Raw genomic sequence first — 21,135 nt, forward strand, 5'->3', positions numbered from 1 at the left:
AACGATCAAGCAACGGCGAGGACACCCGGACCCGTCCTTGGCGGGCCGCCCGCACCGGCACGCTGGAAGGCGAGTACGACATTGTGTCCGCCGAAGCCGAAGGAGTGGCTCAGCGCCCGCTCGACCGGCTGGATCCGGGGCTCCTTGACCACACAGTCGAGGTCGAACCCGTCCGGCAGCGAGTCCAGGTTGGCGATCGGCGGGACGAGACCCCGCTCCAGGGTCAGTACGGTGGCGACCGCCTCGATCGCCCCGGACGCGGCGAGGGTGTGCCCGAGGACACCCTTCGGCGCGGTCACGGTAGGGCGGTGCGGGAAGATCTCGGAGATCAGCGCGGTCTCCATCGCGTCGTTGAGCTGCGTCGACGTGCCGTGCGCGTTGATGTGGTCGACCTCGTGGGGCGCCCAGCCCGCCTCGCGCAGCGCCGCCCCGACGGCCTTGCGCGCACCACCGCCCTCCGGGTCCGGGGCCGTGGGGTGGTGGGCATCGGTGGCGGAGCCCGCACCGGTCAGCAGGGCGCGCGCCCGTCCGCCCCGGGCGTACGCGTCGGCCGTACGTTCCAGTACGAGCACGGCGGCGCCCTCGCCGATCACGAACCCGTCCCGGTCCGCGGCGAACGGCCGCGAGGCGCCCGCCGGATCGCCGGTGCGCAGCGAGAGCGCGCCCATCCCCGCGAAGGCGCTCACCACCAGCGGGGTCAGTACGGCCTCCGCACCGCCCGCCACCACCACGTCGCACCGGTCGCTCAGCAGCAGGTCGCGGGCGACGGCGATGGCCGTCGCCCCGGACGCGCAGGCGGTCGCCGGGGCCAGGCTGGGGCCGTGGGCCCGCAAGGCGATGGCCACCTCCCCGGCGGCCGCGTTGGGCATCATCATCGGGACCAGCAGCGGTGACACCGCGTCCGCCCCGCCGTCGTCGAGCCTGCGCACGTTGTCGACGAGCACGGACACCCCGCCCACTCCGACGCCGAGCACCACGGCGACCCGGTCGCCGTCCCACCGCTCCGGCGACAGCCCGGCGTCCGCCACGGCCTGGCGGGCGGCGACCAGCGCCATCTTCACGAACCGCGCCATCCGCCACACCGAACGCCCGCCGACCACCGCGTCCAGATCGATCCCGTCCACCGGGCAGCCGAAGTCGACCGGCAGCCCGGCCAGTTCCTCGCAGCCGCGGGCCGTGGAAACACCGGCGCACAGCCCCTCCCAGAGAGTGTGCTCGTCCGCCCCCGCGGGAGTCACCACCCCCAGCCCGGTCACCGCGACGCCCCTGTCGGCCATCGTCATGTCCGCCCCCTCCTCCGTAATCGATCAGGCCTACTGGTTGTCGAACGGCAGTAGCCCCGGCGAGGATGCGCACAATGAGCCGAAAGGGTCACCGGTACCTCCGGCGGGCCGAACGGTGCCGCACGCCACGGTGACCTTGTCACCCGTCCGCAGCAGCCCGCCGCGCCGTGCGCGACGGGCGGCCGTCCCCTGGGGGAATGGCAGCGGACCACGATCAGTCGAAGCCCCCGGACGAGCATGCCGAACTGGACGCGCTGCGCGCCAGGGTGGCCGTACTGGAGACCCGTGCCACGGTCCGGCACCGGCCCCGGGCCCGCTCGTTCCTCGCCGTGCTGCTCATCATTGTCGCGGCCGTACTCACGCCACTGAGCATCGTGTCGACCTGGGCGAAGAACCAGATCGGCGACACCGACAACTATGTGGCGATGATGGCACCGCTCGCCTCCGACACCGATGTGCGGACCGCGGTGGCCGATCGCGTCACCGGTGCCGTCATGGGGCACCTGGATGTGAAGGCCCTGCTGGCCGACGTCTCCCCCGCGGACCGGCCGGTGCTCGACAAGGCGCTGTCGAAGCTGAGCGGCCCGCTCACCACGGGCATTTCGAACTTCGTGCGCGGGACCACGGAGAAGTTCGTCTCCAGCGACGCCTTCGCGACGATCTGGACCGACCTCAACCGGTCCGCCCAGTCCGCCACGCTGAAGGCGCTGTCCGGAAGCGGCGGCGGGGCGGTGGAGCTCACCGGCGACACCGTCACCATCGACCTCGCACCCGTCATCGACCGGGTGAAACAACGCCTCGTCGACCGGGGACTGGGCGTCGCGGCCAAGATCCCCGAGATCCACACCGACTTCACGGTGCTGACCTCCGACTCGGTCGGCAAGGCCAAGAAGTGGTTCCGGGCGCTCCAGGTCATCGGGTTCTGGCTGCCGTTGGCGGCTCTGGCGCTGGCCGCGGGCGGGGTGCTCCTCGCGGTGCGCCGCCGTCGCGCACTGGTCACGACGGCGCTCGCGGTCGCGGCCGGTGCCGCGGTGCTCGGCCTGGCCATGTGGGTGGGCCGGGCGTTCTATCTCGACAGCCTGCCGTCGGAGGTGTCGCAGCCCGCGGCCGGTGCGGTCTTCGACGCCCTCGCCGACCCGATGCGGATCCTGGTGCGGATGGTCGTCACGCTCGGCATCGTGGTGGCCCTCGCCGCCTGGCTGACCGGCGACGGCCGCGCCGCCGGCCGCGTCATGGCGATGTGGAGCGGCGGCATCGGCGCCGTCCGGGACGCGGCCGGGTTCACCGGCGGCCCGGTCGGCCGGTGGGTGCACCGCGCCAGGCGCCCGCTGAACTGGGCGGTCGTCGTGGTGGCCGCCGCCGTCCTGGTGGCCTGGGACCGGCCGACCGGGCTGGTCACGGTGTGGATCGCGCTGTGTGCGCTGATCGTCCTCGCCGTCGTCGAGTTCCTCGACGACGACAGCAGCCCGCATCTGGCGGTGCCCGGGTGACGGAGCTTCCGGGTCCCGCCGTCCCCGGCCGGGGCGTGTTCAGCTCCGGCCGAGTGCCGCCTTCAGCTCCGCCCCGTCCGGCGGGTTGGCGCCGGCCCGGGCCACGGTCACCGCGGCGGAGGCCGCCGCGTGCCGCAGGACGTCGGCCACTCGGGTCCGGTCCAGCGAGCGCAGCCACTCCCGGCCGTCCGCGCCGAGCAGCCCGTGTCCGGCCAGGGCGTGCAGGGTGCCCGACATGAAGGCGTCGCCCGCCCCCACCGTGTCGACGACCTCGGTGGGCAGCGCGTCGACCGTCACCCGCCCCCCGGGCAGTACGGCCAGTGCGCCGTCGCCGCCCCGGGTGACGAGGACGAGTGCCGGGCCGGCGGTGAGCCAGCGCTCGGCGACCCGCTCCGGATCCTGGCCCGGGTAGAGCCACTCCAGGTCCTCGTCGCTGGCCTTGACCACGTCGCTGAGCGCGACGCACCGCTCGACCCGGCGGACGGCCGAGTCGTGGTCCCCCATCAGCTCGGGCCGCACATTGGGGTCGTAGCTGACGGTCGCGGACGTCCGCAGCGACTCCACCGCGCCGAGGACGGTGGCCGCCCCCGGTTCCACCACCGCCGCGATGGAACCGGTGTGCACGTGCCGCGGCGCCCGGTCCAGGGCGACCGGGCCCAGCGTCCAGGCGATCTCGAAGGTGTACGCGGCCCGGCCGTCGCCGTCCAGGGTGACGGCGGCGGACGGGGTGGCGGCCGTGGCGTCGTCCGTGCGGACCTCGACGCCGGCACCGGCGAGATGGTCCCTGATCAGCCGGCCGTTGTCGTCGGGGCCGAGCTGGGTGAGCAGGGTGGTGCCGTGCCCGAGCCGGGCCAGACCGTACGCGACGTTGGCCGGGCTGCCGCCCGGGTGGACCTGATCGGCCGCACCCGGCAGCCGGACGATGTCGGCGACGCATTCGCCGATGACCAGCAGGTCGAGTCTGTCGAGCATGGGGGTGGGGTCTCCTAGAGTGCGGTGACGAAGGTGTCCTGGTAGGCGGCGCGGCCTCCGAACACATTGAGCCCGATCCTGCCGCGTGTGTGGTGGGTGTCGGTCACATCGATGACCGGCAGGCCGTCGACGAACGCCTCGATCCGCCCGCCCCGGGCCCTGATCCGCAGTGGAACGCTGACTCCTGCCCGGATCAGCAGGGGTGCCTCGGCGAGCACGGTGGTGCGCCCGGCGTCCTTGCGGAAGAGCCTGACCGTCCGCAGGTTCGGGTCGAGGTTGAGGGCGTACCCGTCGGCCGTGTCGGGCGAGGCGCGCAGCAGTACCGATCCTGCGCCGCCGGTCGCGTCGGGGCCGCCGAGACGGACGAGGGAGGTGAGTTCCAGATCGGTGTACTCGGTGCTGGAGACGGTGGTCGAGTCCCGGTCGAAGACTCCGGTACGGCCGGCGCCGGTGGTCGTCCAGTGCCCGGCCGGCACGACGGTGAGTTCGCCGAGCCCGCCGCTGCGGAAGGCGCCGCCCTGCGGGTTCACGGCCGGTCCGGGGTCGCTGTCGGTCACCCGGAAGACGCCACGGAGCCGGTGGACGGTCAGGGTGACGATGCGGGCCGCTCCCCCGTCGGCGTAGAACGCCATGCCCTGGTCGTCCGGCCCGGGGAAGAGCAGGCTGCTGATCGTGACCCGGCCGTCCCCGCCGAACACCTCGACCGAGGAGGTGTCCATGAACAGCCGGATCCGCAGCCGCCGTTCGCCGTCGACGGTGGTGGTGAGGGGCAGTACCGCCTCCGTCCGTCCGGCGAAGTGCTCGGTGAAGTCGCCGGCGCCCGAGGCACTGCGGTCGACGAAGAGCTTCCCGGTGCCGGTGTCGTAGCCGACGAGGGTGTGCCGGTCTCCCCCGGTGCGGAGCCGGAAGCCGAAGGCGGTCGCGGCATCCGTGCCCGGCAGGGCGATCTCGGCCTCGATCTCGTAGGACCGGCCGCGCAGTGCGGAGAGCGGGTCGGCGGAGCCGGGGCGCACCGTGACGTCCTCGATGGTGGTGCTGCTGGTGCGCAGCATCTCGATCTCGGCGGCGGGCCGCTGGACCAGTCCCCCTGCGGTCAGGGTCAGTTCGCGTGCGATGCCGAGCTGGCCGTTCCACTCGCCGGTCGGGGCGCTGAACGCGTAGTCCCAGTTGCTGAGCCAGCCGAGCTGGACGCGGCGGCCGTCCGGCAGTCCGTAGAAGGTCATGGCGGCGTAGTAGTCGCGGCCGGCCTCGGTGCGCAGCGGGGTGCCGGCCCGGTTGGTGGTGGTGAAGGCGGTGCCGTCCCAGTCGCCGAGGAAGTACTCGGCAGCCGAGCCGTCGGTGCCGCGGACCGCGCCGGTGGACAGGACGAGCACCCAGCGCACTTGCTCCGGGTCGCCGTCGACGGGCAGCGGGAACAGGTCGGGGCACTCCCAGACGCCGCCGGTCACCCAGTCGCCGTATCCGAAGGAGGAGCGGTACGTCCAGTTCAGCAGGTCGGTGGAAGTGAGGAAGCGGACGTGGTCGCCGCCGGAGACCACCATCACCCACTGGTCGCGGTCGGTGTCGCGGACGATCTTCGGGTCACGGAAGTCCCAATTTCCGTCCGGGCCACCGGGGTTCCGCACCACGGGGTCGGTGCCGTGCCACTGCCAGGAGCGGCCCCGGTCCTTGCTGAAGGCGGCGCGCACGCACTGGTTCCCCCCGGGTCTGTCCGGGTGGTAGCTGGTGTAGAAGGCGATCAGCCCCGGCCGGCCGCCGAAGAGCCCGCTGGTGTCGTCGGGGTCCACCACGCACGAGCCGGACCAGGTGTGGCCGAAGTCGGAGACCGGGAGGGCGACGGGCAGCGCGCGCCAGTGCAGGAGGTCGGTGGAGACGGCGTGCGCCCACTGCCCCGAGTCCTGGTGGAAGAGGTGGTACTCGCCCTCGTGGTGGACCAGTCCGTTGGGGTCGCTGGTGCGCGAGGCGAGTTGGGTGTAGTGGTACGCCGGCCGGTAGGTGTCCGTGTAGTACGCCTGCGGAGCGCGGGCCCTGACCTCCTGGAAGTGGGCCGTGCCGCCGGTCGCGGCGAGCCCGGTGGCCTTCCCGCCGGTACGGGACACGGTGGCGGTGAGGACCTCGACGCCGTCCACCGTCACGGTGACGGTGGTGCCGAGGGCCCGCACCTCCGTCCGGTAGGTGCCGCCCGCCGCGAAGGGCCGGACGGGTGGTGCGGCGCGGCCGATCATGGTGCCGTCGGTGCGGTCCAGCAGGTGGACGCCCGTCGCGTCGAGCCGGGCCTCGTAGCCGCCCGCACCGGCCGCGTCCGCGCGGACCACGAGCCCCGCGCCGGTCGCCCCGGCGAGCCCGATGTCGGCGCTGATCAGCACGTCGCCGCCGGGGAACGGCGCGATGCGCAGTGCCTCGGCGCCCTCTCCCCGCAGCCCGCGCAGATCGGGGGTCCAGGCACCGGACACCGTCGACCAGCCCTGAAGGTCCGTCACCGGGCCGCTGGTGGCGATCCCTTCGAAACGGACGGCCCCGTTGTACGCCAGGACGCCGAGCAGTCCCGAACCGTGCGTGGCGTCCTGTGCGGTGATGACCGGGGCGTAGCCGTCGGGGGTGATGAAGTCGCTCTGCCAGCGCACCCTGAGCCGCGGCCCGTCCGCCTCGACGCGGATCCGGTACACCTTGTCGGTGTCGATGGCGGTGCTGTGTGTGCCGAGGGTGATGTCGCCGTCGATCCGGTAGAGCCGCAGCCGGTTCAGGTTCGGGTCGATCTGGACCCCGTATCCGGCCGTTGCCTGTGCGTCGGTACGCAGCAGCAGGGCGGCGACCGCGTACGGATCGGTGATCCTCACGTCGGCCTGGTAGACCGTGTCGTGCACCCGGGTGGCGGACACGGCACGGCAGTTGGTGCCGGCGGGGGCCTGTGCGTGCCAGCCGAGCGAGGTGGCCGTCCAGGTGCCGCCGTCCGTGGTCCATCCGGTGGGGTCGGTGGTGACGGAGCACACTCCGGGCGGCCCGAAGACGACGGTGCCGTTGTAGGCGTGCAGCCCGGCGGCACCGTGCTCGTACGTGGTGTCCCGGGCGGCGAGCACCTGCTTGCCGTCCAGGACGACGGTCAGCTCCGGTCCGTCCACCGTGACTTCGAGGAGGTAGGTGGTGCCGGGGGCGAGCGTGGCGGTGGCCGGCGGCGCCAGGTCGCGTCCGGTCGCCAGGTCGTGGAGGCGGACGCGGCGCAGATTGGGGTCGATGCTCGCCGCGTATCCGGCCGATCCGTCGTCGGTGGCGCGTACCACCAGCGAACCGACCGCGTAGGGCGATCCGGCGTCGATGGTGATCCGGGCCTCGTATCCGGCGACGGCCGCGATGCGCTGCTCGGACAGGGCCACGGCATTGCGTTCGGCTCCGGTCACGACCCGCTGTCCGCCGTCGGCGGTGCGGGACCAGGCGCCGGTGAGGCCCAGCGGGTCGGGTATCGGCGCGAGGTCACCGGCCGGCGGAGCCGCTCGACGACCGGCCGGGGGCACGGCCGACGCCCGGCCGGCCCCCGCGAGGGGGGCCAGCAGCGTCAGACCGGCCGAGGACAGGAGTGCACGCCGGGATATGGACATGATCGTCTCCTCATGGTGGGGGGGGAAGGGCGGGCCGTTCAGGGCCAGAGCGGGCGGGGGCCGTCGAAGACCGGGGCCATCCGCCAGGCGTCGAGCCGTTCCACCGCGACCGGTCCGGTGGCCTCGATCCCGACGGCCAGGGCGTCGGCCCTCGTCGGGTAGATCCGGGCGGCCAGTGCCCGCCCGTTCGCGAAGATCTCCAGCGCGGAGTGGTCGACGAGGACCCGCAGTTCCACGACGCCCTCGCCGTTCAACGGGAGTTCGCCGTACCGGGGTTCGCTGTCGGCGGCCGGGTCGAGGCTGCTCGTGCCGCGATGCAGCCGCAGTGTGCCGGCGCCGCCGTCCGCGGGGCGCGACACCTCGATCACGGTCCGCTCCGAGCCGTCCTCGCTCTCGCGCACCACCAGGCGGGCCGAGGCTCCGGGGACCAGCCGCAGGGTCGTCTCGATGTCGAGCTGGTCGCCGTGCACGCCGTCGAGCCGCAGACAGCGCCCGTCGGTCACGGTGAACGCACCGGTCCGCACCGCCTCGCGGCGCAGCCGGGCGAGTTCCGGGACGGGTGCCTGGGCGAGCCGGCCGTCGGCGCCGAGGGTGACGACGCGCGGCAGGGACATCACGCCGCACCAGCCGGCCTCGGCGACGGCGTCCTCCTCCCGGCCCTCCTGGAGCCAGCCGAAGAGGATGCGCCGGCCGAGTGCGTCGCGGGTGGACTGCGGGGCGTAGAAGTAGCGCTGACCGTAGTCGAGCCGGTGGAGTCCGTCGGGGGTGAAGGTGTCGCCCTCGTAGCGCCCGGTCCAGTACAGCGGGTAGTGGGTGGCGCCCTCGTCCCAGGCGGAGAAGGCGAGGACGTCGGTGCCGTCGATCCGGAACAGGTCGACGCACTCCCACATGGTCCCGGTCCAGTCGAGGTCGGCCGCGGTGCCGGTGCCCGCGTCGCCGGTGAGCAGCGGGCCCACGTACCGCCAGTCGCGCAGGTCCTCGGACTCGTAGAGGAACGCGGTGCCGCCGACGCCCCGGATGCCGGAGCCGACGAGCTGGCGCCACTTCCCGTTCTCGCGCCAGACACAGTGGTCGCGGAAGGCGGTGATGTCGTCCCGCGGCGGGGCGGCGATCACCGGGTTGGCGGGGTCCTTGCGCCAGCTGCGCAGATCGGGCGATCCGGTGGCGACACAGGGGAGTTCGCGCTCGCCGTGCCGGCCGGAGTAGACGAGGGTGGGGGTGCCGCCGTCGTCGACGAGAACGCCGGACCAGCAGCCGTCCCGGTCGGGGCCGTCGGTGCCGGGGACGAGCGCGACCGGTTCGTCTCTCCAGTGGACCAGGTCGCGGCTGGTGGCGTGGCCCCAGTGGATGCGGTGGTGGGCGGCGGCGAGCGGGTTGTACTGGTAGAAGAGGTGGTAGACACCGTCCCAGTGGGAAAGCCCGTTGGGGTCGTTGAGCCAGCCGCCGGGGGCGGTGAAGTGGAAGCGGGGGCGGTGCGGGTCGAGGTCGGCCCGTTCGGCCAGGCCCTTCGGCGCGTCCTCTGGGCGGGCGCGGGGCAGGGTGAGGTCGTGGGTCATGATCAGGCGTTCTCGGCTTCCGGGGTGGCCGCGGTCAGTACGCGGCGCGCGGTGGGGGTGGCGGGGGCGTAGAGGTGGCAGCGCACCCAGTGGGGCTGTCCTTCGTCCTCGCCGATGACATGGCGGACGGGCTCGGTGCGGCTGCACGTGCCCTCGTCCTCGTACGGGCACGACTCGGGCGTCAGTACGGCGGCGCGCAGCGCGGCCCGCTCGACGGGGTCGTAGCCGCTCTCGCGCTCCGGGTCGGGGACGGCGGAGAGCAGGAGCCGGGTGTAGGGGTGGGCGGGGCGGTCCATCAGGGCGAGCGAGTCGCCGCCCTCGACGAGTTCGCCGGCGAACAGCACCTGGGTGGTGTCGGCGACGTAGCGGGCCGATGCCAGGTCGTGGGTGATGTACAGCATGGAGATGCCGTGCTCGTCGCGCAGGCGCCGCATCAGGTTGAGGATGCCGATGCGTACGGAGACGTCGAGCATCGAGGTCGGTTCGTCGGCGAGGACGAGGCGGGGGTCGACGGCGAGCGCGCGGGCGATGGCGACGCGCTGGCGCTGTCCGCCGGAGAGTTCGTGCGGGTAGGACTGGAGCATGTCCTCGCTCAGCCCGACCGTGGCGATGAGTTCGCGCAGTTCGTCCTCGCCCGCGGGCCGTCCGTGCACCAGCAGGGCGCGGCGCAGGAAGTGCTCGACGCGGTGGACGGGGTTGAGGGAGCCGAAGGGGTCCTGGAACACCATCTGTACGGTGCCCCGGTAGGCGCGGGAGGCGCCGCGCCGCTGGGTCCGCAGCACGTCCCGGCCGTCGAGCAGGAGCTGCCCGGAGGTGGGCTGTTCGAGCCGGGCGAGGCAGCGGGCGAGGGTGGATTTGCCGCTGCCGGACTCGCCGACGAGGGCGACGATCCTGCCGTGCGGGATGTCGAGGTCGACGGCGTTCAGGGCCCGGTGGCGGTCGCGGGAGAACAGCCCGCCCGTCCGGAAGTCCTTGGTGAGTCCGCGCACGCTCATCAGCGGGGTGCGGGTCGTGGTGGTGGCCCGGTCCGTCACCGCGCGCCTCCGCTCGTACGGGCGACGAATCGGCCGGCGGCCACCTCGCGCAGATCGGGGATGTTCATGGAGCAGTCCGACCGGTCGTCGGGGCAGTGGGCATGGAATCCGCAGCTCGTTCCCGTGCGCGGGAGGTCGGCGAGGCCGGTGAGGTGGACGCGGGGTCCGGTGAGCGGCGGGAAGGCGTTCATGAGCGCCTGGGTGTACGGGTGGAGCGGGTCGGCGAACAGCTCCTTGGCGGGGGCGAGTTCGACGAGTCGTCCGCCGTACATCACGCCCATCCGGTGCGAGAGTTCGACCATCAGGGACATGTCGTGGGTGATGAAGAGGACGGAGAAGCCCAGTTCGCGCTGGAGGTCGCCGATCTGCGCCATGATCTCCTGCTGGACCACCACGTCGAGTGCGGTGGTCGGCTCGTCCATGATGAGCAGCGCCGGTTTCAGGGCGACCGCCATGGCGATGACGACGCGCTGGCGCATGCCGCCGGAGAGCTGGTGCGGGTACGACTTCAGCCTGGCGGGGTCGATGCCGACCAGTTCGAGGAGCTCACCGGAGCGCGCCCTGGCCTGCCGCTTCCTCATCCGCTCATGGGTGGTGAAGATGTCGCCGATCTGCTCTCCGATGGTCAGGACCGGGTTGAGCGAGTTCATCGCGGACTGGAACACCATGGCGATCTCGCGCCAGCGGAAGGCCCGCAGTTCGCGCGGGTCCATGGCGAGTACGTCACACCCCTTGAACGTGACCGTTCCGGCGGTGATCCGGGCGGGCGGTTTGAGCAGGCGCATCAGGGCGTTGGCGACGGTCGACTTGCCGCAGCCGGACTCCCCGGCGAGGCCGAAGACCTCACCGGCGCCGATGGTGAAGGAGACGTCGTCGGCGCCGACGACTGCGCGGCCGTCGCCGCCGTACTCGACGCGCAGGTTCCGTACGTCGAGCACGGGAACCCGGGCGGGGGCGGGTGTCCGGGCGGGCACGGGGCTCTGAGAGGGCGTGGTCATCGTTCAGCCCTTCCGGTTGCGGTTCTTGGTGCGGCGGGCGCGCAGTCGCGGGTTGGTAATCTCGTCGACGGCGTAGTTGACCATCGCGAGGGCGAAGGCGACGAGGGCGATGCAGAGGCCGGAGGGCACGAACACCCACCAGGCGCCGGTCATCAGCGCGCCGTCGTTGCCGGCCCAGTAGAGGTTGGTGCCCCAGCTGACGACGGAGGCGTCGCCGAGGCCGAGGAATTCCAGGCCCGCCTGGGCGCCGATCCCGAAGATGACGCAGCCCAGCAGGGTCGTCATGACGACCGATGCCATGTTGGGCAGGATCTCCCGGAACATGATCCGGATCGCGCGTTCACCGGTGACGACGGACGCGGCGACGAAGTCCTTGCCGCGGATCGACTTGGCCTGGGCGCGCAGCACCCGGGCGGAGCCGGCCCAGCCGGTGACCACCAGGACGAGGACGACGGTCGCCGTTCCGGGCGGCATGAACGCGGCGAGGATGACGAGCAGCGGCACTCCGGGCACCAGCAGGAAGATGTTGGTGACGAGGGAGAGAACGTCGTCGACGATCCGTCCGAAGTAGGCGCAGGCCATGCCGACGAGCACGGCGAGGGCGGTCGCGGCGAGCCCGACGCAGAATCCGACCAGCAGTGAACTGCGCGCGCCCCACAGCGTCAGGGCGAGGACGTCCTGCCCCTTCGCCGTGGTGCCGAGCAGGTGGGAGCCGGACGGGGCCGAGGCGCCCAGGCTGTTGATCTTCGAGGGGTCGCCAGGGGCGATCAGCGGTGCCAGCAGGGCGAGCAGCACGAACACCACCAGGACGACGGCTCCGAACAGGGCCTTGCGGTTGGCGAGCAGGGACCGCAGCAGTCCGGCGCGGGCGCGACGGGGCTTCGGGGTTCCGGCGGCCGGCGGCGGCGCGGCCGGTGCGACGGGCTCCGCGCGGGAGTCGAGGGCACTCATGGGTCTTCTCCTTGTCCGGCCGCTCAGCGGACGCGCACACGCGGGTCGAGTCGGACGTAGACGAGGTCGACGAGGAAGTTGGCGACCAGTACGGCGGCGGTGATGGTGAGGAAGATCCCCTGCATCAGCGGGTAGTCGAGGCCCTGGACGGCGGCGAGCAGCTGGAAGCCGACGCCGGGGTAGGCGAAGACGACCTCGGTGAGCAGCGCGCCGCCGACCACGAATCCGAGCGCCATGCCGAAGTTGGTGACGGACGGGAGCATCGCGTTGCGTGCCGCGTACCGGAACATGATCCGGCTCGGGCTGAGGCCCTTGGCCTCGGCCATCGTGATGTAGTCCTCGGCGACCGTGGCGATCATGGTGTTGCGCATGCCGAGCATCCAGCCGCCGATCGACACCAGGACGATGGTCAGCGCGGGCAGGAAGAGGTGCGAGGCCGCGTTGGAGACGAAGCCCCAGGACAGTTCGGGGCTGAGGCCCACGTCGAAGGCGTGCCGCATGGGGAACCAGCCGAGCGTCATCCCGAAGAGGTAGAGCGCGCCCATGGCCAGCCAGAAGTACGGGAACGAGCCGGCGAAGACGAGCAGTGGCGGGAACACCGAGTCGAGCAGGCCGCCGCGCCGCCAGGCGGCGATGATGCCCAGCAGGTTGCCGATGACGACGGCCACGACGAGGGCGGTGCCGCCGAGCAGCAGCGTCCAGCCGATCTGGGAGGCGATGACCTCGGAGACGGGGGTCGGGAAGCGGGAGATGGAGATCCCCATGTTCCCGGTGCAGATGTCCTTGATGTAGTCGGTGTACTGCTGCCACATCGGGCGGTTGTCGAGGCCGAACAGCCGGCGGAGCTGGTCGATCTGCTCCGGCTGCATCTGGCTCTGCGAGCGGGCGAACATCCGGGAGACGGGGTCGCCCGGCATGAAGCGGGGCAGCATGAAGTTCAGGGTGATGGAGGCCCAGAAGGCGAGCAGGTAGAAGCCCAGGTTGCGCAGGATGTAACGCACTGGTCCCTCTCCGAATCTATGAGGGCCGGCGGCCCGTCCGTGGGGTCGGCGCGGGCGGGCCACCGGAGTGGCGGGGTGTCAGTGCGGTCAGTTCTTGACGGGCTTCAGGCCGGTCAGGACGAGGACGGTGGTGTCGCCGCGGTTGGTGAGCGTGGCGTAGGGGTTGTCCTCGGTCGGCCAGCCGGTGAACCGGGTGTCGGTGTAGGCGCCCCACTCCGGGCCGGGGAAGAGCGGCACGACGGGCGCTTCGTCGGCGAACAGCTTCTGCAGTCCGTCGATCGCGTCGCGCTGTCCGGCCTCGTCGGTGGCCGCGGCGAAGCGGTCGAGCAGGGCGTCGGCCCTCTTGTCGCCGAAGCGGTGGTAGTTGCTGACCGTCTTGGTGCCGGCGGGCTTGACCGAATCGGTGCCCATGGTGGTCCGGTAGAACTGGAACGGTGTGGCGCCGTTGTCGCTCCAGACGATTCCGGTGTCGTAGTCGCCGGTCTCGTAGTCGCTGACGACGGCGGCCCAGTCCGGGGACTTGACGTTCGCGGTGACGCCGATCCCGGCGAGGTTCTGCTTGATGATGTTGGCGACGGACAGCCAGTCGGAGGAGGCCGACCCGACCGAGATGTCGAAGGTGAACGGCTTGCCGTTCTTGAGCTTCCGCTTGCCGTCGGAGCCCTTCTTGTACCCGGCGTCGTCGAGCGCCTTCGCCGCCGCGGCGGCGTCGTGCTTCGTCCAGGTGCACGAGTCGGCGAGGGTCTTGTCGCGCCACTTGTCGTAGCCACCGGACAGGCCCGTGCAGTCGGCGGGCCGGGTGTAGCCGTTCATGCCGACCTCGGTGACGCTCTCGCGGTCGACGGCCAGGCTGAGCGCCTTGCGCACCTTCACGTCGTCGAACGGCGCCCTGGTGGTGTTCATGGTCCAGTCGACCATCGAACCGGTCTTCGGGTACCAGTACTTGTTGTGCTCCGGGTCCTTGGCGACGAAGCTCTTGTCCACCTCGGGGATGAACGACTGCGTCCAGTCCGCCTCGCCGTTGACGAAGGCCAGGTTGGCGCTGTCGTTGCCGGAGAAGCCCAGCACCCGGATCCCGTCGATGCGCTGCTTCTTCGGCTGCCAGTACTCGGGGTTCTTCCGCAGCTCGTACGACTGGCTCTGGAAGTTGGCGACTTGGGTGTACGGGCCGGAGCCGACCGGATCGGGGTTGGTGTCCTTGGCCGGGTCCTTCACCTTCGCCCAGACGTGCTCGGGCACGATGATCTGCTTGCCCAGCTCGAACAGGCCGGGCGAGTAGGGCTTGGTGAGGGAGAAGACGACCTTGTCGGTGCCTTCGGCCTTCACGGCGCGCAGGTACTCGTAGCCGCCGAGCAGCTTCTTCTGGAGCCCGAAGGTGTACGCGACGTCCGCGGCGGTCAGTGGCTTCCCGTCGGACCATTTGACGCCGTGGCGCAGGGTGAACGTGACGGTCCTGCCGTCCTTCGAGGTCTCCCAGGAGGTGGCCAGCCAGGGGGTGGCCTTCCCGTTCGCCGGGTTGTAGACGAGCATCGCCTCGTAGATCGCCTGAGTGGTCATCGGGGCGACCACCTGGCCGGGGGCGAACGGGTTGAAGTTCCGGGTGAAGGTGGCGAAGTCCTCGCGGGGGACGGTCAGGAGCTGATGACCGGAGGTGTCCCCCGCGGTGTTCGTACCGGTGCCGCTGCAGCCCGTGAGCAGCAGGGCCGCGGCGGCGACCGGGGCGGCGAGCGCTGCCGGTCGGAGGCGCCGGGCACGTATCGACGGTGCCATAATGTGGTTTCTTCTCTCTCTTCAATGGCCGAAGACGGGTGAGGATTCCCGTCGGGCTGATTCGCAGTCAGACCGACGAGCGTTCGATCAGCGGGCAGTCGACCTTCATCTGTGTGGTGTCGAGCGGCTGTCCCGCTGTGAGAGCGCCGAGCATGTCGACGCCCTTGGCTCCCATGAACTCGAAGGGCAGGGCCACCGTGGTGAGGCCGGGCCGCAGGTAGGCGGCGATGAGTTCCTGGTTGTCGAATCCGATGACGGCGATGTCGTCCGGGATCCGCAGTCCGCGTTCCTTGATGGCGTCGTAAGCACCCATCGCCATGCGGTCGTTGCCGCAGAACAGTGCCGTGGGGCGGTCGCCCTCGCGGTCGAGGAGTTCGCAGGCCGCGGCGTAGCCGCCGTCGGCGGTGGCATGTCCCGGTACGACGAGGCTGTCGTCGATGTCCAGTCCGGCCTCGCGCAGCGCCTGTTCGTACCCCTGGCGCCGTCCGACGGCGGCCGGGATGCCGGTGTCGAGGTTGATGAATCCGATGCGCCGGTGTCCCGCGTCGAGCAGCCGTCGGGTCGCGGTGTGGCCGCCCGCCACTTCGTCGGGCACCACGGACGGCAGGGCGCCGTCCGCGTCGAAGCAGTTCACCAGGACGACCGGCACCTCGCGGGCGGCGGGCGGCAGGGTCACCGCACGGTGCCAGGTGGTGGCGTACAGCAGCCCTTCGGCACGCTGTTCCAGGAGCTTGTCGAAGGCGGCGGCCTCCATGGCCCGGTCCCGGTCCCCCGCCGTGATGAGCAGGAACTTCCCGTCGGCCCAGGCCCGGTCCTGCGCCCCCTTGATCACGTCCACGGCGAACGGCGCGGTGACGATCTCGGTGATCAGGCCGTACCACTCGCTGCGCTTGGCGGCGAGCGCCCGCGCCCCGGCGTTGGGCCGGTAGCCGAGCTCCTCGATGGAGGCCCGGATTCGCAGCCGGGTCTCTTCGGGGATGCCGGCGTCGGCGCGCTCGTTCAGGACGAAGGAGACGGTGGTGCGCGAGACTCCGGCATGGCGGGCGACATCACTCATCGTCACGCGTCGCGCCTTGTTCGTGGCCACTTCGGTTACCCCCTGCGTCCCGCGGGCAGCGGGCCGTGCTCTGGTTACGCGCTTTAGTAACGCGCGTTAGTACGATGTTGCAGGCAAGTTACGAGGGGTTGGCCAACGGTGTCAAGAGGGGTGACGGAGCAAGTCCCCCGCCCCCTCGGACAGGGGCGGGGGACTTGGGTCCGTACGCGGGTCAGGAGGCGTCCTCGCCCCCGTACCGGCGCTCGAACTTGGCGACCTGCCCCTCCGAGTCGACGACGCGCGCCTTCCCGGTGAAGAAGGGGTGGCTCTCGGCGGAGATCTCCACGTCGATGACGGGGTAGCTGTTGCCGTCGTCCCAGTCGATCGTCTGCTCGCTCGACGCGGTGGACCGGGTCAGAAAGGCGTAGCCCGCCGAACGGTCTCGGAAGACGACGGGACGGTAGGAAGGGTGCTTGTCCTGCTGCATGCCTGCTCCTGGGGAGGTACGCGGTCGGCACGAGGTTGTCCCGACCAGCCTCGCGAACCGGCACGGCCCGCGCGATCGGACACGTCCGTACGGGCGTCGGCGCGCGGGCGTACCGGGTCGGGATCCCCACCGCGCTGCGGCACCCCTGCCGCAGGGCGCGCGTCCCCGCCGGTGCTCAGCGGACGGCCGCCTCCACCGCGTCGGCCACCAGGTCCAGGAAGGTGGCATGGGCCCGTGCGCTGCACACCGGCTCCGGGTTCCACGGCACCACCCGGGCGGCCCCCTCGATCGCCGCCCAGTCGGCGTTGGTCCGCAACTCGTCCAGTGGTGTGGCGTTGGCCCGGATGTCGGCGAGCACCACCGCCGGGCGCAGCGCCGCCGCTTCCGCCCAGCCGACCGTGGACCAGTTCGCGCCGGGGCCCTCGGCCGGCTCCACGAGGTCGACGCCGAGCTCGGCCAGCACCCGCAGCTCCGGCCACATCCGGGGGCGGGCGAGGTGGGTCTGTTCCTGGCCGGCCGGGGAGAGCGCAACGACCCGGGGCCGGTCCGAACCGGCGACGAGCGTGCTCAGCCGGCGCCGGGCGGCGTCCAGGTCCTGGGTCGCCGCCTCCGGCTCCTCGGCCCCGAGCGAGCGGGCGAGCAGGGCGAACCGGTCGCCGATCTCGGCGAGGGTGCGCGCCTGGCCCACGTCGATGACGACGACCGGGACGTGCTCCTCCAGATGCTTGGCGGTCTGAGCGGCGAGCCCGTAGACATGACCTCCGCCGTAGCTGACCGCCACGACGAGGTCCGGCTCACCGCTCAGCAGGGTGTCCACGTCCAGGGTGCTGCCCGCGCCGAGGTAGCCGACCTCGGCCAAGGGCAGCGAACCGGTCTTCGCCGCGTCCGGCACGGCCCGGTCGTCGTGATCGGAGCCGAATATCGCGCCGGGGCGTATTCCGTGGTCCCACAGGGTCGCTCCGGCCTGGACATAGGCGAGCACCCGCGCCGGGCGCCGCTCGGCCGTCGACAACTGTCCACGATCGTCGGAGAACTGCCACACGGTCTGCTCCCTCACGTCACACGCCCCTCACCACCGGTCGCCGCACCCCGCTTCCCGGGGTCGTACACCAGTACCTGCCCAGCAAACTCCGGTGACACCCCATCCGTCGGCCGGTCGCCGGGGATGGCGCGAAGACGCCCGCGCACGAACGGCCGGCGCGATCGGCGGACGGCTCTCAGCTCGGGTCCGCCATCTGCCGGGAGAGCCAGGCCAGGGCCGGCGGCATCCGGTATTCGACGGCGTGGTGCCCTCCGTCGAACAGCTCGAAGCGTATGACCGCGTCGTCCACCCCGGCCTCGGCCAGGGCGTCGCGGAAGGCCTGCGCCCCCAGGTCGAGGAACCATTCGTCGCGGGTGCCCGCGTCGATCCAGATCGCCCGCTGGGACCGCAGCGCCCCGGCATGCGCCGGCGCCATCCGTACCGGGTCCCAATCCAGCCAGCGCTGCCAGATCTCCGGCAGGAGCGCGCCCGTTCGCGGGTCGAAGGGCAACTGCGGGGTGCCGTCCGCGGCGGGCGAGAAACAGGACGAGACACCGAGCAGTTCGAGCAGCCGCAGGTCCTCGTCCCTGGTGAAGGCCACGCGTGAGCGGAAGTCGTCCCACCAGCGGAAGATGTCGCCGTCGTAGGCCCTCAAGTGCCGTGCCGCCATGAGGAAATGGGGGATGTACTGGGCCTCCGACAGCGAGTCGCCGGAGTGGGTCGCGAACGCGCCGAACAGGTCGGGCCGGAGCATCGGTGTGATCATCGCGCCGAGTCCGCCGCTCGACTTCCCCGCCAGCGCGCGGTGGTCGCGGTCGGCGGCCGTGCGGTAGTGGGCGTCGACCCACGGCACGATCTCCTCGCAGAGGTACGAGTGGTAGCGGCCGGTGCCCGGCGAGTCGATGTACTGACTGCCGCCGTACGTGGTCCAGGCGTCCACGAACACCAGCACCATCGGCGGGGCCTCGCCGCGGGCGAAGATCCCGTCCACGAGCTCGGGCACCGGCTGACGGTAGGGGGTGCGGTTGCGCCAGACCGGGAGCGTTCCGGCGTAGCCGAGCAGGAGGTACGTGACGGGATACCGGCGCCCGGGATCGGTGTCGTAGCCGGGCGGGGTGTAGACCCACAGCGGCCGCTGCGCCGGGTCGCCCAGCGGGTTGTCGCGCAACAGCGCGCTGTCGATGACGTGCTCGTCGATGCGGCCTGCGAGCGCGGTGGGCCATGGGGCCATCGGAACCTCCTCGGGAGCGGAAGCCCAACATTACTACGATTTCAAAATATACGAATTGGAAATACTCGTCGGGCCGGGAGTCGAGGTCACGCCCTCCGGTCACCGGGACGGAGCGCCTGCGCCGGTCACCGCGCCGGGATCGACCCCGAGCCCCGTGAGGAACGCCGCGGCGGCCGGGGTGGGGCGGAAGCGGCTCCAGACCAGGCGCTCGGTGCGCGCGGGGGCATCGCGGACGGAGAGCACGTGTACGCCGGTCAGCTCCGCCGCGAAGGCGGCTGGCAGCATGGCGATGCCGAGCCCGCTGCGTACCAGCCGGACGATGAAGTCGGTGCCGCTGACCTCGAAGGCCACCTCGCGGGTGAGCCCCATCGCCGCGAACGCCTCCTCCGACTGCGCCCGGGCGGCGGTGCCGTCCGGGTGGTCGACGAACATCTCCTGTGCCAGCCGGTCGAGGCCCACCTCCGTCTGCCCGGCCAGGGCGTGGGTGGGTGCCACGACGGCGACCAGTTCACCCGTGGCGAGCTCGTGATCGCTCACGCCCTTGGGCCGGTAGCTGGGCAGCACCCCCAGGAACGCCACGTCGAGCGTCCCGTCCCGTACTTCCTGGGCCAGGTCCTTGCTCGCTCCGTCCCGCAGCACGATGTGCACCTTCGGGTGGCGGAGGTGGAAGGCCCGCAGCGCGGCCGGGATGTCGACCGCGGAGATGGTCGGGATGGAGCCGACCGCGAGACGGCCGCGGACCTCCCCCGCCGCCGCGGCGACCTCGGCGCGGGCCCGCTCCGCCGCGTCCAGCGCCTGCCGGGCCTCCGGCAGGAACACCTCGCCCGCCGCGGTGAGCCGTACCCGGCGGCTGGTGCGGTCGAAGAGCCGGGCCCCCAGCTCCTTCTCCAGCCGGGCGATCTGGTGGCTCAACGCGGACTGGACGACCAGGCACCGCTTCGCGGCGCGGGTGAAGCTGCCCAGTTCCGCCACCGCGACGACGTAACGCATCTGCTGAAGTTCCATCCATCCATCGTGAACCACGATCGATGGAATGAAAAACATGTGTTGGACTCATGGATGCCGGTCCATGAGGCTGGGACACATGGCTCACACCACTCACGAAACCCGTAGCAGGGCCGTGCCCCGCACCCTGTCCCCGCAGCCCGCGCTCGGCCGCGGTCTGGTTCTGCTGATGGCTCTCGCCGCCGCTCTCTCCTGCGCCGGGAACTACTTCGCACAGCCGCTCCTCGACCTCATCGAGGGGAATCTGCACATAGGTGTCACCGCGGCGGGTCTGATCGTGACCGCCGCCCAGGCCGGGTACGCGCTGGGGCTGATCCTGCTCGTCCCGCTCGGGGACGTCGTGGACCGGCGGCGGCTCGCCGTGGGCCTGTTCGCCCTGACCGCCTTCTTCCTCCTGGCGACGGCCGCCGCCCCCACCGGACCGCTGCTGATCGCCGGCACGCTGCTGACCGCGCTGACCTCCGTCGGGGCCCAGGTCGTGGTGCCGTTCGCGGCGGCCCTCGCGGCTCCGGCCGAACGCGGCAGGATCGTCGGCGTCGTCATGTCCGGCGTGCTGCTGGGCGGGCTGTTCGGACGGCTGGCCGCCGGTGCGCTCTCCGAGTTCGGCGGCTGGCGGACCGTGTACTGGGTCAACGCGCTGCTCATGGCCGTCATGGCGGTACTCCTGCACAAGCGCCTCCCCCGCCTGCCCCGGCCGGGCGACGGCGCCGCCATGTCGTACACCGGTCTGCTGCGCTCCACGCTGGCCCTGCTGCGACAGGAGCCCCTGCTGCGCCGGCGGGCGGCCATCGGCGCATTCTCCATGGCCTCGTACAGCGTGCAGCTGACCGCGCTGACGTTCCTGCTGGCCCGGCCGCCCTTCGGGTGGAACGCGGCCGCCATCGGGCTCTTCGGTCTGGTGGGCGTCATCGGCGTGGTGGGCATGAACATCGGGGCCCGGCTCAGTGACCGCGGCCGGGTGCAGGCCGTGTCGGGAACGGCGGCCGCGCTCCTCACGCTCGCCTGGCTGCCGCTGCTGGCCGGTGAACGGTCGCTGCTATGGCTGACGGTCGGCGTGATCCTGCTGAACATCGCGCAGCAGGCGGGGCTCAACAGCAGCCAGAACGTGATCTACGCGCTGCGCCCGGAGGCCCGCAACCGCATCAATTCCGCCTTCATGACCCTCTTCTTCATGGGCGGGGCGGCCGGCGCGGCGCTCGCCTCGGTGGTCTGGTCCCGGGCCGGCTGGAGCGGCATCTGCCTCCTGGGCGGCGTCCTCGCCGCCGGCGGTCTCGTGCTGTGGGTCCTGGAGCGCGCCCGGACGGCCTCCGCCGCGAGCCCCGGCAACGGGGCCGGGTCCGGGTCCGGCGCCGTCAGTCGTTGACGGCGGTCAGCAGCACCACGGCGTCCTCCAGCGCCAGCAGCCCGTGCCGCTCCTGCGGGATCGGGTGGAGCCCTCCGGCCCCCAGCTCCACATCGCCCGAGGCCGCCGTGAGCCGGACCCTGCCGCGCAGCACCTGGAGGGAGGCCGCGGCGGGGGCGTTGTGCTCGTCGAGGGCGGAGCCCGAGGTGAGGGCGATGACGGTCTGCCTCAGGGGTTCCTCGTGCAGCAGGCGGTGGGCGCTGCGGCCGTGCGCGGAGGCCCGGGCCGCGGCCAGATGCTCGTCGGCGAGGGCATTCAGATCGTCCATGTGCCCACTGTGCCGCAGTGCCCGTCACCCCGCGATC

Annotated in this window: 17 protein-coding genes; 2 read left to right on the forward strand and 15 right to left on the reverse strand. The window is 71.9% G+C overall.

Annotated features, from left to right (window positions below; all coding sequences use genetic code 11):
* Positions 1 to 5: 5 nt before the first annotated feature.
* Positions 6 to 1,277 carry a beta-ketoacyl-[acyl-carrier-protein] synthase family protein gene (locus EES42_RS34165; protein WP_124722235.1) on the reverse strand — a complete coding sequence of 424 codons (1,272 nt, stop codon included), beginning with the start codon at positions 1,275 to 1,277 and terminating at the stop codon, positions 6 to 8.
* 203 nt (positions 1,278 to 1,480) lie between these two features.
* Between EES42_RS34165 and EES42_RS34170 the strand changes: the two genes are divergently transcribed.
* On the forward strand, positions 1,481 to 2,773 hold the full coding sequence (locus tag EES42_RS34170) for a hypothetical protein (RefSeq protein ID WP_124722073.1): 1,293 nt from the start codon (positions 1,481 to 1,483) through the stop codon (positions 2,771 to 2,773).
* Positions 2,774 to 2,812: 39 nt separating this feature from the next.
* On the opposite strand, the gene EES42_RS34175 is transcribed toward EES42_RS34170, so the two are convergent.
* The 13 genes from EES42_RS34175 to EES42_RS34240 all read right to left on the reverse strand — a co-directional run bounded on the left by EES42_RS34175 (position 2,813) and on the right by EES42_RS34240 (position 19,428).
* Positions 2,813 to 3,745, reverse strand: a complete 933-nt coding sequence (locus EES42_RS34175) for a carbohydrate kinase family protein (RefSeq protein WP_124722074.1) — start codon at positions 3,743 to 3,745, stop codon at positions 2,813 to 2,815.
* A 14-nt stretch (positions 3,746 to 3,759) separates the two neighbouring features.
* A complete protein-coding gene (locus EES42_RS34180; RefSeq protein ID WP_124722075.1) occupies positions 3,760 to 7,338 on the reverse strand; it encodes a GH32 C-terminal domain-containing protein in 3,579 nt (1,192 codons plus the stop codon).
* Positions 7,339 to 7,376: 38 nt separating this feature from the next.
* Positions 7,377 to 8,894, reverse strand: a complete 1,518-nt coding sequence (locus EES42_RS34185; RefSeq protein ID WP_124722076.1) for a glycoside hydrolase family 32 protein — start codon at positions 8,892 to 8,894, stop codon at positions 7,377 to 7,379.
* Between the two features lie 2 nt (positions 8,895 to 8,896).
* Positions 8,897 to 9,928, reverse strand: coding sequence for an ABC transporter ATP-binding protein (locus EES42_RS34190; protein ID WP_241196765.1), 1,032 nt, complete (start codon positions 9,926 to 9,928; stop codon positions 8,897 to 8,899).
* Positions 9,925 to 10,926 carry an ABC transporter ATP-binding protein gene (locus tag EES42_RS34195; RefSeq protein WP_124722077.1) on the reverse strand — a complete coding sequence of 334 codons (1,002 nt, stop codon included), beginning with the start codon at positions 10,924 to 10,926 and terminating at the stop codon, positions 9,925 to 9,927. Before EES42_RS34195 ends, EES42_RS34190 begins: the two co-directional genes overlap by 4 nt.
* 3 nt (positions 10,927 to 10,929) lie before the next feature.
* Complete coding sequence (locus tag EES42_RS34200; RefSeq protein ID WP_124722078.1) at positions 10,930 to 11,877, reverse strand: ABC transporter permease; 948 nt, start codon at positions 11,875 to 11,877, stop codon at positions 10,930 to 10,932.
* A gap of 23 nt (positions 11,878 to 11,900) precedes the next feature.
* On the reverse strand, positions 11,901 to 12,878 hold the full coding sequence (locus EES42_RS34205) for an ABC transporter permease (protein ID WP_124722079.1): 978 nt from the start codon (positions 12,876 to 12,878) through the stop codon (positions 11,901 to 11,903).
* Between the two features lie 87 nt (positions 12,879 to 12,965).
* On the reverse strand, positions 12,966 to 14,648 hold the full coding sequence (locus EES42_RS34210) for an ABC transporter substrate-binding protein (protein ID WP_124722080.1): 1,683 nt from the start codon (positions 14,646 to 14,648) through the stop codon (positions 12,966 to 12,968).
* A gap of 67 nt (positions 14,649 to 14,715) precedes the next feature.
* Positions 14,716 to 15,705 (reverse strand): LacI family DNA-binding transcriptional regulator, encoded by a 990-nt coding sequence (locus tag EES42_RS34215; protein WP_164495440.1) that lies wholly within the window; start codon positions 15,703 to 15,705, stop codon positions 14,716 to 14,718.
* Between the two features lie 211 nt (positions 15,706 to 15,916).
* The gene (locus EES42_RS34220; protein WP_093540855.1) at positions 15,917 to 16,171 is read right to left on the reverse strand and encodes a type B 50S ribosomal protein L31; all 255 of its coding nucleotides are present in this window, start codon (positions 16,169 to 16,171) and stop codon (positions 15,917 to 15,919) included.
* Positions 16,172 to 16,346: 175 nt separating this feature from the next.
* Positions 16,347 to 17,228 (reverse strand): ABC transporter substrate-binding protein, encoded by an 882-nt coding sequence (locus EES42_RS34230; protein ID WP_124722082.1) that lies wholly within the window; start codon positions 17,226 to 17,228, stop codon positions 16,347 to 16,349.
* A gap of 160 nt (positions 17,229 to 17,388) precedes the next feature.
* Positions 17,389 to 18,423 (reverse strand): alpha/beta hydrolase, encoded by a 1,035-nt coding sequence (locus EES42_RS34235; RefSeq protein ID WP_124722083.1) that lies wholly within the window; start codon positions 18,421 to 18,423, stop codon positions 17,389 to 17,391.
* A 99-nt stretch (positions 18,424 to 18,522) separates the two neighbouring features.
* The gene (locus tag EES42_RS34240; protein WP_124722084.1) at positions 18,523 to 19,428 is read right to left on the reverse strand and encodes a LysR family transcriptional regulator; all 906 of its coding nucleotides are present in this window, start codon (positions 19,426 to 19,428) and stop codon (positions 18,523 to 18,525) included.
* A 79-nt stretch (positions 19,429 to 19,507) separates the two neighbouring features.
* Between EES42_RS34240 and EES42_RS34245 the strand changes: the two genes are divergently transcribed.
* Positions 19,508 to 20,791 carry an MFS transporter gene (locus tag EES42_RS34245; protein WP_241196766.1) on the forward strand — a complete coding sequence of 428 codons (1,284 nt, stop codon included), beginning with the start codon at positions 19,508 to 19,510 and terminating at the stop codon, positions 20,789 to 20,791.
* Here EES42_RS34245 and EES42_RS34250 read toward each other — a convergent pair.
* Positions 20,781 to 21,098 carry a cupin domain-containing protein gene (locus EES42_RS34250; protein WP_124722085.1) on the reverse strand — a complete coding sequence of 106 codons (318 nt, stop codon included), beginning with the start codon at positions 21,096 to 21,098 and terminating at the stop codon, positions 20,781 to 20,783. The two genes, EES42_RS34245 and EES42_RS34250, sit on opposite strands and share 11 nt — an antisense overlap.
* Positions 21,099 to 21,135: the final 37 nt, after the last annotated feature.

Origin of the sequence: Streptomyces sp. ADI95-17, from assembly GCF_003846175.1 — a bacterium.
GTDB classification, from domain to species: Bacteria; Actinomycetota; Actinomycetes; order Streptomycetales; family Streptomycetaceae; genus Streptomyces; species Streptomyces sanglieri.